This window comes from Demequina iriomotensis, from assembly GCF_000971395.1.
GTDB classification, from domain to species: domain Bacteria; phylum Actinomycetota; class Actinomycetes; order Actinomycetales; family Demequinaceae; genus Demequina; species Demequina iriomotensis.
Genome location: NZ_BBME01000014.1, coordinates 1 through 15,378, shown reverse-complemented (window position 1 = coordinate 15,378; position 15,378 = coordinate 1). Strand labels below are relative to the sequence as shown.

General features: G+C 71.8%; 12 protein-coding genes and 1 tRNA gene. 10 read left to right on the top strand and 3 right to left on the bottom strand.

The window, feature by feature from the left end:
* Window positions 1-260 precede the first annotated feature (260 nt).
* The 6 genes from AOM09_RS08970 (at window position 261) to AOM09_RS08945 (ending at window position 7,590) form a co-directional block, all read left to right on the top strand.
* The gene (locus tag AOM09_RS08970) at window positions 261-1,271 is read left to right on the top strand and encodes an ABC transporter substrate-binding protein (protein WP_062387099.1); all 1,011 of its coding nucleotides are present in this window, start codon (window positions 261-263) and stop codon (window positions 1,269-1,271) included.
* Between the two features lie 105 nt (window positions 1,272-1,376).
* Window positions 1,377-2,912 (top strand): sugar ABC transporter ATP-binding protein, encoded by a 1,536-nt coding sequence (locus AOM09_RS08965; RefSeq protein ID WP_062387095.1) that lies wholly within the window; start codon window positions 1,377-1,379, stop codon window positions 2,910-2,912.
* Window positions 2,909-3,958, top strand: a complete 1,050-nt coding sequence (locus AOM09_RS08960; RefSeq protein WP_062387092.1) for an ABC transporter permease — start codon at window positions 2,909-2,911, stop codon at window positions 3,956-3,958. The genes AOM09_RS08965 and AOM09_RS08960 overlap by 4 nt, the downstream gene beginning before the upstream one ends.
* A complete protein-coding gene (locus AOM09_RS08955; RefSeq protein WP_228375101.1) occupies window positions 3,958-4,989 on the top strand; it encodes an ABC transporter permease subunit in 1,032 nt (343 codons plus the stop codon). The genes AOM09_RS08960 and AOM09_RS08955 overlap by 1 nt, the downstream gene beginning before the upstream one ends.
* Before the next feature lie 55 nt (window positions 4,990-5,044).
* Window positions 5,045-6,568, top strand: a complete 1,524-nt coding sequence (locus tag AOM09_RS08950; protein WP_062387089.1) for a sugar ABC transporter ATP-binding protein — start codon at window positions 5,045-5,047, stop codon at window positions 6,566-6,568.
* Window positions 6,569-6,570: 2 nt separating this feature from the next.
* Window positions 6,571-7,590: a LacI family DNA-binding transcriptional regulator gene (locus AOM09_RS08945; protein WP_062387086.1), complete on the top strand. Its 1,020-nt coding sequence runs from the start codon at window positions 6,571-6,573 to the stop codon at window positions 7,588-7,590.
* Between the two features lie 3 nt (window positions 7,591-7,593).
* Here the strand turns inward: AOM09_RS08945 and AOM09_RS08940 are convergent, their stop codons facing one another.
* The 3 genes from AOM09_RS08940 to AOM09_RS08930 form a co-directional block, all read right to left on the bottom strand.
* Window positions 7,594-8,703 carry an NADH:flavin oxidoreductase/NADH oxidase gene (locus AOM09_RS08940; RefSeq protein ID WP_062387083.1) on the bottom strand — a complete coding sequence of 370 codons (1,110 nt, stop codon included), beginning with the start codon at window positions 8,701-8,703 and terminating at the stop codon, window positions 7,594-7,596.
* Between the two features lie 73 nt (window positions 8,704-8,776).
* Entirely contained in the window at window positions 8,777-9,376 is a 600-nt protein-coding gene (locus AOM09_RS08935) for a TetR/AcrR family transcriptional regulator (RefSeq protein WP_062387079.1), read from the bottom strand.
* An 89-nt stretch (window positions 9,377-9,465) separates the two neighbouring features.
* Window positions 9,466-9,541: transfer RNA gene (locus AOM09_RS08930), tRNA-Arg, on the bottom strand.
* Window positions 9,542-9,702: 161 nt separating this feature from the next.
* On the opposite strand from AOM09_RS08930, the gene AOM09_RS08925 reads away from it, so the two are divergent.
* The 4 genes from AOM09_RS08925 to ettA all read left to right on the top strand — a co-directional run bounded on the left by AOM09_RS08925 (window position 9,703) and on the right by ettA (window position 15,291).
* Window positions 9,703-11,292 (top strand): dynamin family protein, encoded by a 1,590-nt coding sequence (locus AOM09_RS08925; RefSeq protein ID WP_169747638.1) that lies wholly within the window; start codon window positions 9,703-9,705, stop codon window positions 11,290-11,292.
* Window positions 11,289-12,803, top strand: a complete 1,515-nt coding sequence (locus AOM09_RS08920) for a GTPase (protein WP_169747637.1) — start codon at window positions 11,289-11,291, stop codon at window positions 12,801-12,803. The genes AOM09_RS08925 and AOM09_RS08920 overlap by 4 nt, the downstream gene beginning before the upstream one ends.
* Before the next feature lie 161 nt (window positions 12,804-12,964).
* Entirely contained in the window at window positions 12,965-13,489 is a 525-nt protein-coding gene (locus AOM09_RS08915) for a single-stranded DNA-binding protein (RefSeq protein ID WP_062387067.1), read from the top strand.
* A gap of 119 nt (window positions 13,490-13,608) precedes the next feature.
* Entirely contained in the window at window positions 13,609-15,291 is a 1,683-nt protein-coding gene (gene ettA, locus AOM09_RS08910; protein WP_062387063.1) for an energy-dependent translational throttle protein EttA, read from the top strand.
* Window positions 15,292-15,378: the final 87 nt, after the last annotated feature.

Sequence of the window (15,378 nt, the reverse complement as noted above, 5' to 3'; positions counted from 1 at the left end):
CTCAGCGATGCGCGGGCCCTCACGCGTCTCCACGTGGAGCGGGAAGTGAGCATTCACATTCCGCGTGGGCACCATGGTGCCGCGCCCGGGCCCCGCTGCGGTACGTGACCGAGGATCCGTTACATAACCGTGACCGTGGACCGCTTGTGAACCCTCACAATGTGAGCGCTAATATGCGAATGCACGGCGCCGATGGAGGCGCCGTGGAGCAACGCGCTCGATCCGGCAACGACGCCGGGCAGGACAGGGAGGTTCTGACCATGAAGAAGCGTTTCCTCACCAGCATGGCGCTCGCGGGGGCCGCGGCCTTCGCGCTCACGGCGTGCTCCTCCGACGGCGGCGACACCGGCAGCAGCGGTGACGCATCCGGCGACACCGGTGGCGGTGGCGGCGGCGACACGATCGTCGTCGGCTTCGCGCAGACGGGTTCGGAGTCGGGTTGGCGCTCGGCCAACACCGAGTCCATGAAGGCGGCCTTCTCCGAGGAGAACGGTTTCGAGCTCGTCTTCAACGCGGCGGACAACGACACTGCCGCGCAGATCGCCGCGGTCCGCGGCTTCATCAGCCAGGGCGTCGACGCGATCGTGATCGCGCCCATCGTCGAGGACGGCTGGGACGACGTGCTCCAGGAGGCCAAGGACGCCGGCATCCCGGTGATCCTCGAGGACCGCACCGTGTCCGCCGCGGCGGACCTCTACGCGGCCTGGATCGGCCTCGACTTCGAGGCCGAGGGCACCAAGGCCGGCGAATGGGCGGCCGCCGAGTTCGGCGACACCGAGACCAAGATGGTGGTGCTCGAGGGCACCACGGGCTCCGCGCCGGCGAACGACCGTGCGACGGGCTTCGACGCCGCCATCGAGGGCACCATGATCGAGAAGATCGACTCGCAGACCGGTGACTTCACCCGTGACGGCGGCAAGTCCGTCATGGAGGGCTTCATCCAGAACTACGGCGTCGACAACATCGACCTGGTCTACGCGCACAACGACGACATGGCGCTGGGTGCCATCGAGGCGATCGAGGCCGCCGGTGCGACCCCGGGCGAGGACATCAAGATCATCTCGATCGACGCGGTGCACGACGGCATGCAGGCGCTCGTCGACGGCAAGATCAACTACATCGTCGAGTGCAACCCGCTCCTGGGCGACCTGGTCGCGGCGGCCGTGACCGGCGTGGTCAACGGCGACAGCGTGGAGGCGGTGCAGTACGTCGAGGACCTGGCGTTCGACCAGGCCGCGGCCGAGGCGGCGCTGCCGGACCGCAAGTACTGATCCCCTCAGGATCGTGACCTTGTAGGCGCGGGCTCCACCTGCGGGGGTCGGCTCAGGCCGGCCCCCGCAGCGGACCCGCGGCACCGAGCAGAAAGCTGCCCCCTCATGACTGTGGACATCGACGTCCCACCGATCGTCGAGATGCGCGGGATCACGATCCGGTTCCCCGGCGTGCTCGCCCTCGACGGTGTCGACTTCACGTTGCGGCCCGGCGAGGTCCACTCGCTCATGGGCGAGAACGGCGCCGGCAAGTCGACCCTCATCAAGGCGCTCACCGGCGTGTACGGGATCGACGCAGGCTCGATCACCGTCGCCGGCGAGCGCCGGACCTTCTCCACCGCGGCCGATGCGCAGGACGCCGGCATCTCGACGGTGTACCAGGAGGTCAACCTCTGCACCAACCTCACCGTCGGCGAGAACGTGATGCTTGGGCACGAGCAGCGGCGCGGCACAGGAATCGACTGGAAGGCGACGCACCGCGAGGCCGCCCGCCACCTCGAGAGCCTCGGGCTGAGCCTCGACACCCGATCGATGCTCGCGAGCCACTCGATCGCCATCCAGCAGCTCGTCGCGATCAGCCGCGCGATGGTGCTCGACGCCAAGGTGCTCATCCTCGACGAGCCGACGTCGAGCCTCGACCGCGGCGAGGTCGAGCAGCTGTTCGGCGTGATCAGAGATCTTCGCGGCAAGGGCGTCGCGATCCTGTTCGTCTCCCACTTCCTGGACCAGGTCTACGAGATCTCGGACCGCATCACCGTGCTGCGCAACGGCACGCTGGTCGGGGAGCACCCGATCGCCGAGCTGCCTCGCGACGCGCTGGTCACCAAGATGATCGGCCGCGAGCTCGAGGACCTCGCGGCCATCGCGAACTCGTCGCATCGTGTGATCGACCGCACCGGCACGCCGGTGGTGAAGGCGACCGGGCTGGGCAAGCGGGGCGTGCTCGAGCCCGCCGACCTCGAGATCTACGAGGGCGAGGTGGTCGGCATCGCCGGCCTGCTCGGCTCGGGCCGTACCGAGCTGGTGCGGCTGCTGTACGGGGCGGACCGCGCCGACGAGGGCGAGGTCGAGGTCCACGGCAAGGGGACCAAGGTGCACCAGCCGCGGCACGCGATCGAGCACCGCATCTCGCTGTCCTCGGAGAACCGACGCGAGGAGGGCGTGGTCGCGGACCTCACCGTCGCGGAGAACATCGTCCTGGGCATCCAGGCACGCCAGGGCTGGATGCGCAAGATCCCGAAGAAGGACCAGGACGCGGTGGTGAAGGAGTACATCGAGGCCCTCGGCGTGCGCCCCGCGAACCCGAACGCCCTCGTGGGCAACCTCTCGGGCGGCAACCAGCAGAAGGTGCTGCTCGCGCGCTGGCTCGCGACCGCGCCGGAGCTCCTGGTCCTCGACGAGCCCACGCGCGGCATCGACGTCGGGGCCAAGGCCGACATCCAGCGCAAGGTCGCCGAGCTCTCGGCTCAGGGACTCTCCGTGATCTTCATCTCCTCGGAGCTCGAGGAGGTGCTTCGATTGGCGCAGAGGGTGGTGGTCCTGCGGGACCGCAGGAAGATCGGCGAGCTCGACGCGGCGGACACCGATCTCGACACCCTCATCGACTACATCGCCAACGCGGGCGAAGGGAGCGCGGCATGACCGCCATCTACCGGCATCGGCTGTTCTGGCCGATCGTGGCGCTGGTGACGCTCATCGTCATCAACGCCGTCGCACGGCCGCAGTTCATCAAGATCCGCGTCCAGGACGGCGAGCTCTACGGCCCGCTCATCAGCATCCTGCGCGACTCGGCGCCTCTCATGCTCGTGGCGCTCGGGATGACCATCGTCATCGCGACCCGTGGCATCGACCTCTCGGTCGGCGCGATCATGGCCGTCTCCGGCGCGGTCGCGCTCACCATCATCGACGGGGCCGAGGACCCGGGCAACGTGGGCACGGTGCTGATCGCGTGCATCGTCGCCGTGCTCGTGTCGCTGGTGCTGGGCGCGTGGAACGGGTTCCTGGTCTCCGTGGTCGGGATCCAGCCGATCATCGCGACCCTGGTGCTGATGCTCGCCGGCCGCGGCGTCGCCCTCCTCATCACGGGCGGATTCATCACCACCGTCAACTCCGAGCCGTACTCCTTCATCGCCTCGGGCTACCTGTTCGCGCTGCCCTTCGCGTTCCTCATCGGGGTGGTGGCGATCGTGATCCTCAGCCTGGTGGAGCGCCGCACCGCGCTCGGCGTGCTCACCGAGGCGGTGGGCATCAACCCCGAGGCGAGCCGCCTTGCGGGCGTGCGCTCGCGCAGCATCATCTGGGGCGCCTACATCGTGAGCGGCACGCTCGCGGGCGTGGCGGGCCTCATCTACGCCTCCAACATCAAGGCGGCGGACGCCAACGCGGCCGGCGTGTTCATCGAGCTCTACGCGATCCTCGCGGTGGTGCTCGGCGGCACGTCCCTCAACGGCGGCAAGTTCTCGATCGCCGGCACCGTGGTCGGCGTGCTCATCATCCAGACCCTCGACTCCACCATCCTCTTCCTGGGCGTCTCGTCCGCGCAGAGCCCGGTGTTCTTCGCGATCGTCGTGGTGATCGTCGTGATCGTGCAGTCCGCGCGGCTGAGGGACGGCCTCGCCGCGCTGACCGCGCGCGTGCGATCGCGCGGCGCAGGGGTCCAGGACAGCGACAAGGTGGAGGTGGCGTGATGGCCGCGATGACGATGACGCGCGCGGAGAGCCGCCCGAGCGACGACGGCCCGTCCCGGGTTCAGACGTTCCTGAGCCGCCACGGCGGCATGATGCCGTCGTTCGCGGCGGTCTTCATCCTCGTCCTGCTGTTCATCGGAGGCGAGATCTTCCTGCGCGGCGACTTCATCAGGCCGCTCACCATCTCGAACCTCCTGATCGACAACGCGTACCTGCTGGTGCTCGCGGTCGGCATGACGTTCGTGATCCTCACGGGAGGCATCGACCTGTCGGTGGGCTCGGTGATGGCGTTCACCGGGATGCTCGGCGCGAAGCTGCTCGCGGAGGGGCTGCCCGTAGGGGTCGCGGTGCCGGCCATGCTGCTCGGCGGCGCGGCGATCGGCCTCTTCATCGGGGTCCTGGTGCAGTACTTCGGGGTCCAGCCGTTCATCGCCTCGCTCGCGGGCCTGTTCCTGGGCCGCGGTCTCGCGTTCATCGTGAGCCTGTCCTCGATCAAGGTCGAGAACGATGCGGTGCTGTGGCTCCAGTCGACGCGCATCAAGATCGGCGACTGGGTCATCACGCCGACGGGCATCATCGCGCTCGTGACCGTGGCGATCGCCGCCTTCGTCCTGCACCTCACCCGCTTCGGGCGCACCATCTACGCGATCGGCGGGTCGGAGCAGTCGGCGCGGCTCATGGGCCTCAAGGTCGGGCGCGCCAAGATCGGCGCCTACGTGATCTCCGGCACGTGCGCCGGCCTCGCGGGTCTGCTGCTGACGGCGTACTCCAACGCGGGCTACCCCCGCAACGGCATCGGCACGGAGCTCGACGCGATCGCCGCGGTGGTGATCGGCGGCACGCTGCTCACCGGCGGACGCGGGTTCGTGCTCGGCTCGATGATCGGCGTGCTGGTGTACGGCACCATCAAGACGATCATCAACTTCATGGGTGCCGAGCAGGCGTGGATGCAGATCATCGTCGGTGCGCTGCTGCTGCTCTTCATCGTGGTGCAGCGCGCGATCGTGGCCCGTTCGGAGGGCCGCCGTTAGCCCTCTTCCAGCCACGTTGCACGCCGCACCTCGTCCTCACCCCGATAATGGGCGCGTGGACGGGGTGCGGCCTTTGCTCGAGCTCACCGGCGCGACGGTGCGCTTCGGTGCCGATGCGGCGCTCGATCACGTCGACTTCCGGCTGTACCCGGGCGAGGTGCACTCGCTCATGGGGGAGAACGGCGCGGGCAAGTCGACGCTCATCAAGGCGATCACGGGCGCGCTCGCGATGGACGAGGGCGTGCTGCGACTCGCCGGGGAGGCCGTGGCCTTCGCGACGCCCCACGAGGCTCAGCTCGCCGGCATCAGCACGGTCTACCAGGAGATCGAGCTCCTCCCCAACCTCTCGGTGGCAGAGAACATCTGCCTCGGGCGCGAGCCGCGCCGGGGCGCCGTCATGTCGCGGCGCCTCATGCGCGAGCGCGCGGGCGCGGCGCTCGCCGAGCTCGGGCTCGAGCTGGACCCCGCCTCGCTGCTGGGCACGCACTCGGTGGCCGTCCAGCAGCTGGTCGCGATCGCACGCGCGATCTCGGCAGACGTCCGCGTGCTCGTGCTCGACGAGCCGACCTCGAGCCTCGATCTCGACGAGGTCGCCGAGCTGTTCCGCGTGATCCGCGAGCTCAAGGCGCGCGGCGTCGCGATCCTCTTCGTCTCGCACTTCCTCGACCAGGTCTACGAGCTCGCCGACCGCATCACCGTGCTGCGCGACGGCGAGCTGGTGGGGGAGTACCTCACGGGCGAGCTCCTGCGCATCGACCTGGTGCAGAAGATGCTCGGGCGCACCGTGTCCGAGCTGCGGTCCCGCGAGCGCGCGGCGGAGGACGATGCGGAGGCGGGCGCCGGCGCGATCCTGCGGGCGCGCGGGGTCACCGTCGCGCACGGCGTGGTCGAGGCGGACGTCGAGCTCGCCGAGGGCGAGGTGCTCGGGGTCGCGGGTCTGCTCGGCTCGGGGCGCACCTCGCTCGCGCACGCGCTCACCGGCGTCGCGCGGCTCGAGTCCGGCGAGATCCGCGTCGAGGGCGAGAGCGTGCGGCTGGACTCGCCGCGGCATGCGATCACGCTCGGGGTCGTCTACTCGTCGGAGAACCGGCGCCGCGACGGCATCGTGGCGGAGCTGAGCGTGCTCGACAACATCACGCTCGCGCTCCAGTCCGAGCGGGGCGTGTTCCGGCGGATCCCCCCGGCGCGCCGGCGCGAGCTCGCCGCGAGCTGGGTCGACGCACTCGACATCCGGCCGCCCGACCTCGACCGTCCGGTGGGGACCCTCTCCGGCGGCAACCAGCAGAAGGTGCTGCTCGCGCGGCTGCTCGCGCTGTCGCCGCGGCTGCTGGTGCTCGACGAGCCGACGCGCGGGATCGACGTCGGCGCCAAGGTCGAGATCCAGAACCTCGTGGGCGAGCTCGCCGACAACGGCATGTCCGTGGTCTTCATCTCGGCCGAGCTCGAGGAGGTCCTGCGAGTCGGGGACCGCGTCGCGGTGATGCGGGACGGGCGCATCGTCGAGACCGTGGTCGCGGCGGACGTCACCACCGACTCGCTGCTCGCGCTCGTCGCGCAGCCCGGCGAGGACGAGGAGTAGGCGTGGCGAAGCAGGGCAGCGCGAAGGCGGCGAACATCTTCGACGTCGCGCGCCTCGCGGGGGTCTCCCACCAGACCGTGTCGCGCGTGCTCAACGGCATGCCCAACGTGCGGCCCGCGACCAAGGAGCGGGTCGAGCAGGCGATCGCGCAGCTCGACTACAGCCCGTCGCCCGCGGCGCGCGCGCTCGTCACGCGGCGGACGCGGACCATCGGCCTCATCACCCCGAGCGCGGTGGACTACGGCCCGGCCTCGATCGCGATGCACTTCAACCTCGCGGCCCGTGCGGCGCGCTACAGCGTCGACGCCGTCAGCACCGTCGACAGCGAACCCGCCGCGGTGCGGGCCGCGGTCGAGGGCCTGCTGCGCCAGCGCGTCGACGCCGTCGTGGTGGTGGTGGCGTACGCCGGCGCGCTCGAGGTGGTGCGCGGGCTCGACCTCGCCATCCCCGTCGTCGCGGCGGCGTCGACCGCGCGGCGCGACCCGCGCATCGTCGCCATCGACCAGTACCGCGGCGCGCGCTCCGCCGTCCAGCACCTCGCCGAGCTGGGGCACGAGCGGATCCTGCACCTCGCGGGGCCCGCGCAGGCGCCCGATGCGACGGAGCGTGCGCGGGGATGGCGCGACGAGCTCGGCGCGCGTCGCCTCGAGGTGAGCGAGCCCGCCCACGGCGACTGGACCGCCGCGAGCGGGCACGCGCTCGGGCTCGAGCTGGACGTGGCGCCCGGCGACGCGGTGTTCGTCGGCAACGACCAGATGGCGATCGGCGTGCTGTCGGCGCTACGCCAGCGGGGCCTGCGCGTGCCCGAGGACGTGAGCGTGGTCGGGTTCGACGACATCCCAGAGGCCGGGTATCTGTACCCGGCGCTCACCACGGTCCGTCAGGACTTCGAGGCGCTCGGCCGGCAGATCATGCAGAAGGTGCTCGTCGCGCTCGAGGAGCACGACGGCGAGACCTCGGACACGCCGCTGCCCACGCGCCTCGTGGTGCGAGGCTCGACGCGGGCGGCGGCGGACCGGTAGGGCTCAGTCCTCGTCGGCGGTGAGCGCGGGACGCGCCTTCCACGAGGCGCGCGTGTACTGCGCGGGCCAGTAGTCGATCTCCGTGCCCAGGTCGTGCGCCGCGCGCAGCGGGAAGTGGGGGTCGCGCATGAACTCGCGCCCCACGAACACCGCATCGGCCTGGCCCGACGCGACGATGCGCTCCGCCTGGTGCGCGTCGACGATGTGCCCGACGGCCGTCGCGGCGATGCCGGAGCGCTCCCTGATGGCGGTCGCGTGGGGCACCTGGTAGCCGGGCGCGACGGGGATCGGGACCCCGGGCACGAGCCCGCCGGTGGAGGTGTCGACCAGGTCCGCGCCGGCCTCGCGCAGCCACTGCGAGACCGTCACCGTGTCGTCGAGCGTCCATCCCTCGGGCTCGAGCCAGTCGGTGGCCGAGACGCGGACGAACACGGGCACGTCCTCGCCGGCGACCTCGCGCACTCGACGCACCACGTGGAGCAGCAGGCGCGCGCGGCCCACGAGCGGCCCGCCCCAGCGGTCCTCCCGCCGGTTGGACAGCGGCGACAGGAACTGGTGGAGCAGGTAGCCGTGCGCGGCATGCACCTCGAGCACGTCGAAGCCCGCCTCGAGCGACCGCCGTGCGGCCTCGCCGAACGCGTCGACCACCGCGGCGATGCCGTCCTCGTCGAGCGCGGCCGGGGCGGCGTACCCCTCGTAGGCGACCGCGGACGGAGCGACGGTGTCCCACCCGCCCTCGGACGCGGGCACCGAGCCGGTGCCGCTCCACTCGCGGTACGTCGAGGCCTTGCGGCCGGCGTGCGCGAGCTGGATCGCGGCGAGCGAGCCCTGCCCGTGGATGAAGGCGACGATGCGCGCCCAGGCGTCGCGCTGCGCATCGTCCCAGATCCCCGTGTCCCACGGGGAGATGCGGCCCTCGGGAGCGATCGCCGTCGCCTCCGCCATCACGAGCCCCGCGCCGCCGCGTGCGAACGATCCGAGGTGGACGAGGTGCCAGTCCTGCGGGACGCCGTCCTGCTCCTCGCACGAGTACTGGCACAGCGGGCTGACCCACAGCCGGTTGCGCGCCTCGACCGAGCGCAGCGTCAGCGGGGTGAACAGGGCAGACGTCATGAGGTTCCTTCGTCGGAGGGCTGGATCCGCAAGAACGCGCGGCGCGCGTCGGTGATTCCGCGAGCCGGTGGGCTCAGGCGCGCGCGAGCGCGAACCACAGCGGCGGGATCATCGACAGGATCGTGTCGACCGCGACCTGCGGGTCGAGCGGCTCGGGGCCGTCGAGCCACACCCGCAGCGCCCCGGCCGTGCCCTGGGCCACGAAGGCGGCCGCCATGGCGAAGCGCGGCCCGTCGCCGCGGGCAACGTCGACGCCGTGGTCCCGCGCGAACCTCAGCAGGCTCGCCTCGACGTGGCCGGCGAGCAGCTCCGTGAGCGCCGAGCCGTGCTCGCCGTCCGCGTGCGCGAGCCCGCGCCGGTAGACGGCGGCATGGGCGAGCACGTGCTGCACCAGGACCAGCTCGCCGGCGCGCCAGATGTCCTCGATGTCCTGCGGCGCGCGGTCCACGCCCGCGAAGAACTCCTCGCGGATCGCGTCCAGGTCGCGCACGAGCACGGAGGTGAGGAGCGCGGCCGGCGACGTCGCGTGGTTGTAGAAGGTCGCGCGCGTCACGCCGGCGACGCGCGCGATCTCCGTCACGGCGACGCGTTCGATGGGTCGCTCGGCCGCGAGCGCGAGGACCGCCTCGGCGAGGGCGTCCGCGCTGCGCGCGAACCGCGGGTCTGTGGTCACGCGGACCAGCCTAGCCAGTGGGATCCCGTCCGGGCGGCGGTACGCGCGGGCATCGGCGCAGTTACCTGGGGGCACGCCCGCACGATGCGTGGCGCCCCCGGCAGGACTCGAACCTGCAACCTACGGATTAGAAGGCCGTTGCTCTATCCATTGAGCTACGAGGGCCGGCGGTGGTCGCCGCGGTCACCAGGGTAGTGCCACCGCGCGGGCGGGCCGAGGCGCGGTGCGCGTGCGGGCGCTGAAGCCGCGCCATCGCCTCCCGTGCCGCCTGGTACATGGCCCCCGCGCTACGCTTGACGCATGGTTCTGAGAGGGTGCGCCGTCGCATGAGCATGCGACCCATCAAGACGTGGTCGTACCCCGGCAACCTTCTCGATGCCCTGGTCGACACCCGCCGCGTGGTCGCGGGGGTCCAGCTCCCCCTGCCGACTGCCGGGGTCGAGGACGCCCGCGAGACCATCCGGCGCATGCTCGATCAGCTCGACCATCACCTCATCCCGCGCGTGCGCGAGGAGGCCTCGCCGGCCATCGTGGTCGTGGCGGGCTCGACCGGCGCCGGCAAGTCGACGGTCGTGAACGCCCTGGTAGGGGAGCAGCTCACGCCGTCGGGCGTGCTGCGCCCGACCACCCGGGTGCCCCATCTGTTCCACCACCCGCTCGACACCCAGGTGCTCACCGACGTGGCGCAGCGCTGCAAGGTGATCGCCACCGAGGCGATGCCGCGAGGCCTCGCGCTCGTCGACTCGCCTGACCTCGACTCCATCAGCGGGGAGAACCGCGAGATCGCGCACCTCATGATGGAGGCGGCCGACCTGTGGATCTTCGTCACCACCGCCGCGCGCTACGGCGACGCCGTGCCGTGGCAGGCGCTGCGCGGGGGTGCGGACCGCGGCGCGTCCATCGCGATCGTGCTCAACCGCGTCACCGTCGACGTGGCGGCGCAGGTGCGGCGCGAGCTGGTCGACCGCCTCGCCTCCGAGCACCTCGAGACGCTTCCGCTGTTCGTCATCCCCGAGGACCCGACGCGGCAGGCGACGGTGCCCCGCGACGTGGTCGGCGGGCTGGGCCGGTGGCTCGACTCGGTGGCGGCCGCCTCGGCCACGACGATCGTCGAGCGCACGCTCCACGGCTCGGCCGAGTCCCTCAAGGAGTGGCTCGAGACCCTCGCGGAGGCGATGGACGATCAGTCGGCGGCCGCGAAGGACGTGCGCTCCGAGGTCCGCCGCGCCGCGGCGCAGGTGTCCCAGGAGGGCGGGGAGCGGTGGTGGGAGACCATCCCGACCGGCGCCCTCACGGCACGCTGGCAGCAGGCGACCGCCGACGGCGGTGCGCTCTTCAAGCTGCGCAACACGCGCTGGGTGCGCCGGCGCCACGCACGCGAGCAGCGCGACGAGCTGCTTCACGCTGTCTACCGCGACCTGCTCGAAGCCGTCGAGTCGCGACTGGTCTTCGCCGCATCGTCCGTCGCGGAGGCGATGGAGGACGCGCTGCGGCGCGCCGAGACGGGAGTGGGGCCGTGGCTCGCGGAGCGGCGCGACCCGCGCGACGCCCGCCAGGCGCGCGAGCGCCAGGCGGCCGATGCGGCGCGGCGCTGGGTGCACCGGTGCCAGGAGATCGTGCTGCAGCTTCCGGGCGCCGAGCACGGCATCGCTGTGATCGGCGAGCCGGGCCTCACCACCACGCTGGCGAGCGCCGCCCTCGGCATCGAGCAGGCGCGCACCGCGCTCATGATCGTGACGTCGCAGGCGGTGGGCGATGCGGTCGACGAGGCGCGCGCGGAGCTCGACGCGGCGCGCCGCCACTGCGTCAACCGCGAGTCGCTCGACATGATGAAGCCGACCGACATCCCGTCGCTCATGCCCGACTCGTCCGCCAAGATCCGCCTGCGCCGCGCGGAGCTGAGGGGGCTGCTGTGAGCGTGAGCTTCGAGGAGGTCGGGCCGCGGGACGAGACCGCGCTGCTGCGCGAGCGCGTCGACAGGCTGCGCTCCTCGCTCGAGTGGGCGCGCGAGGCCATCCCCGCGCCCATCCGCGACGAGCTCCATGCGGCGGTCGACCGCTGCGACGAGCGGCTCGAGCTGGGCATCGACTGGACCGTGGTCGCGCTCGCGGGCGGGACGGGCTCGGGCAAGTCGACGCTGTTCAACGCGGTCGTGGGAGTCGAGTTCGCGGTCTCGGGCGTCGCGCGTCCCACCACGTCGCACGTGAGCGCCGCGGTGTGGGGGCACGACCGTGCGGATGCCCTGCTCGACTGGCTCGGGGTCTCGGTCGACAGCCGCCTGCGGCGTGACGACACGCCTCTCGCGGAGGACCCGACCCTCACGGGGCTGATCCTGCTCGACCTTCCCGACCACGACTCGGTCAACCCGCACAATCGCGAGGTGGTCGACCGGATCCTGCCGCGCGTGGACCTGCTGGTGTGGGTGGTCGACCCGCAGAAGTACGCCGACAACGCCATTCACGAGGGCTACCTGCGCGAGGCCTCCGCGACGGGCCAGCCGTCGCTCGTGGTGCTCAACCACGTCGACCGCCTCAGCACGGAGGATGCCTGGGACGTCGCGCGCGACCTGCAGCGGCTGCTCGCCGAGGACGGCATGCACTCCGTGCCGGTCATGCCGGTGAGCGCGCGGACGGGCCAGGGGGTCGACGTGCTGCGTGCCGAGCTCGAGGGCGCGGTGCAGGCCCGGTCCGTCGCGGCCGATGCGGTCGCGGCCGATCTGGTGGACGCCGGGCGCACGCTCGAGCGCGCGCTCGCTCGCGACGCCGACCCCGAGCTGCCCGACGTCGCCGAGCTGGTCGGCTCGCTCGCCAAGGCCGCGGGCGTCGACGCCCGCGCGGAGGCTGCGGCGGCGGTGGTCGCGGGACGCGCCGCATCCGTGCCGCGCCAGGAGCCGATGCGGCTCGAGGTGGTCGACCGGGAGCGGCTCGACTGGGTGGACGCTGCCTCCGAGGGCCTTCCCGTGCAGTGGCGCGTGGTCATCGACGAGGCGATCACGCCGGCCGAGGAGCTCACCGTGCTCGTGGACCGCGCGCTCGCGGCCGTCGTGTGGCCCGTCGCGGATCACGCGCCATTGTTCCGCCGGCGTGTGCGCGCCGCGGCGATCCAGAAGGAGATGCTGCGGCTCGGGCGCGAGGCGGTGCGCGAGGCGGTCGAGCCGGCCGTCGTGCGGCCCACGGACCTCATCCACCAGGCGTACCGCAACCTCGACGAGCTCACGGTCATCGCACGCGCGGCGGCGCCTGAGCGGCCGGAGGCCGGCGCCGACGAGGCTGAGGGTAGCGCGGCGGGGGCCGGCGCGGCGGAGCCGGAGGGCATCGGCGGGCAGACCGACGGATCGGCGGCCGCTCCCGAGCCGGACCAGCCCGCGCTTCCCGCCGACATCTGGGAGCCCGTGACGCGGCCCGAGGACGGCGGACCCGCGCGCTGACCGCGCTGTGCGCGCCGATCGCGCTGTGCGCCCCTGGGGTGCGTGGTCCCCGGACCCGCGCGCCCCGGCGGTCCTCCACAGATGCACGCGACCGACGGTGCGCCGGTCCGCTCTCGGCCCACCCTGGGAACGCCGCACCGTGCGGCTCCAGGGAGGAGAGCATGAACGAGCTGACCATCACAGTGTCCGGGTGGGTTGCCACCGACGTCCGCCTGTTCCAGGGGCAGGGGGACCTCGCGATCGCGTCGTTCCGCCTCGCGTCGACACCGCGCTTCTACGACCGCGAGCGCTCGGTCTGGGTGGACGGCGTCACCGAGTGGTTCACGGTGCGCGCGTTCCGCGGCGCCGCGCTCACCGTGACGAAGTCGATCGAGAAGGGTATGCCGGTGGTCGTCACCGGCCGGATGCGGACCAGCACGTGGGAGGCGAAGGACGGACCCCGCGTCGACCACGTCATCGACGCGAGCGCGCTGGGTCCGGACTGCATGCGCGGCGTCGCGAGCTTCTCGCGCGCCACGGGTGTCGCCTCGCTCGGGGAGGAGGACATGGGCGCCGCGGCGGGCGCGATCGCGGCGTCCCACCCCGAGGGTGAGGAGGTGCCGCCGTCGGAGCACCTCGACCCGCGGATCGGCACCGCGGACGAGCCGCTCGACGACGACGAGGAGGCGATGGCGCCGGCGTCCTGAGCCCATGCACGGCGGCGGGTGGGGGACCGCCCGCGCCCGCCGCCGCATCGTCCTCCCGTAGGCTAGGGGGCGGCATCCGGGCGCCCGCGCGCCCGCACGGTTCTACCGACGGAGCAGCAGTGGCAGAGTTCATCTACACCATGCAGAAGGCGCGCAAGGCGCACGGCGACAAGGTCATCCTCGACGACGTCACCATGGCGTTCTACCCCGGCGCCAAGATCGGCGTGGTGGGTCCCAACGGCGCAGGAAAGTCGACCATCCTCAAGATCATGGCCGGCATCGAGGAGCCCTCGAACGGCGAGGCGCGGCTGTCGCCCGGCTACTCGGTGGGCATCCTCATGCAGGAGCCGCCGCTGAACGAGGACAAGGACGTCATCGGCAACATCCGCGAGGGCGTCGGCGAGATCTACGGCAAGCTCGAGCGCTTCAACGCGATCTCCGAGGAGATGGCGAACCCGGACGCGGACTACGACACGCTCCTGGCCGAGATGGGCACGCTCCAAGAGGAGCTCGACCACGCCAACGCGTGGGACCTCGACGCGCAGCTCGAGCAGGCGATGGACGCGCTGCGGTGCCCCGCGCCGGACGCCGACGTCACGGTCCTCTCCGGTGGTGAGCGTCGCCGCGTCGCGCTGTGCCGCCTGCTGCTCGAGAAGCCCGACCTGCTGCTCCTCGACGAGCCCACCAACCACCTCGACGCCGAGTCCGTGCTGTGGCTCGAGCAGCACCTCGCCAAGTACCCCGGCGCGGTGCTGGCGGTGACCCACGACCGCTACTTCCTCGACCACGTCGCGGAGTGGATCTGCGAGGTCGACCGCGGTCGCCTCTACCCGTACGAGGGCAACTACTCGACGTACCTCGAGAAGAAGCAGGAGCGCCTCCAGGTCCAGGGCAAGAAGGACGCCAAGCTCGCGAAGCGCCTCAAGGAGGAGCTCGAGTGGGTCCGCTCGAACGCGAAGGGCCGCCAGACCAAGTCGAAGGCACGCCTCGCCCGCTACGAGGAGATGGCCGCCGAGGCGGAGCGCACCAGGAAGCTCGACTTCGAGGAGATCCAGATCCCGCCGGGCCCGCGCCTGGGCTCCGTGGTGATCGAGGCGAAGAACCTCAAGAAGGGCTTCGGGGACCGCACGCTCATCGACGGGCTGTCGTTCTCGCTGCCGCGCAACGGCATCGTCGGCGTCATCGGCCCCAACGGCGTCGGCAAGACGACGCTCTTCAAGACCATCGTGGGCCTCGAGCCGCTCGACGACGGCGAGCTCAAGGTCGGCGAGACCGTGCAGGTCTCCTACGTCGACCAGAGCCGCGGCGGCATCGACCCGAACAAGTCGCTGTGGGAGGTCGTGTCCGACGGCCTCGACTACATCAACGTGGGCAAGGTCGAGATGCCGTCGCGCGCGTACGTGAGCGCGTTCGGCTTCAAGGGCCCGGACCAGCAGAAGCCGGCCGGCGTGCTGTCCGGCGGCGAGCGCAACCGCCTCAACCTCGCGCTCACGCTCAAGGAGGGCGGCAACGTGCTGCTCCTCGACGAGCCGACCAACGACCTCGACGTCGAGACCCTCGGCTCGCTCGAGAACGCGCTGCTCGAGTTCCCGGGCTGCGCCGTGGTCGTCTCGCACGACCGCTGGTTCCTCGACCGCGTCGCGACGCACATCCTCGCGTACGAGGGCACCGAGGAGGACCCCTCGAAGTGGTTCTGGTTCGAAGGCAACTTCGAGTCCTATGAGGCCAACAAGGTCGAGCGTCTGGGCGCCGACGCGGCCCGCCCGCACCGCGTGACGTACCGCAAGCTCACGCGCGACTGACGCTGGTCGAGAGCCCCCCGGTGCCCGGCGCCGGGGGGCTCTCGCGCGCCCGGCGGCGCACAGCCTCGCCACCCACCCCCTCGCCAC

Bases quoted from the DNA above. Each gene is read 5' to 3' on its own strand.
- AOM09_RS08965 (WP_062387095.1), top strand. From the start codon at position 1,377: ATGACTGTGGACATCGACGTCCCACCGATCGTCGAGATGCGCGGGATC.
- AOM09_RS08915 (WP_062387067.1), top strand. From the start codon at position 12,965: ATGAACGAGCTGACCATCACAGTGTCCGGGTGGGTTGCCACCGACGTC.
- AOM09_RS08970 (WP_062387099.1), top strand. From the start codon at position 261: ATGAAGAAGCGTTTCCTCACCAGCATGGCGCTCGCGGGGGCCGCGGCC.
- AOM09_RS08940 (WP_062387083.1), bottom strand. From the start codon at position 8,703: ATGACGTCTGCCCTGTTCACCCCGCTGACGCTGCGCTCGGTCGAGGCG.
- AOM09_RS08960 (WP_062387092.1), top strand. From the start codon at position 2,909: ATGACCGCCATCTACCGGCATCGGCTGTTCTGGCCGATCGTGGCGCTG.
- AOM09_RS08925 (WP_169747638.1), top strand. From the start codon at position 9,703: ATGAGCATGCGACCCATCAAGACGTGGTCGTACCCCGGCAACCTTCTC.
- AOM09_RS08955 (WP_228375101.1), top strand. From the start codon at position 3,958: ATGGCCGCGATGACGATGACGCGCGCGGAGAGCCGCCCGAGCGACGAC.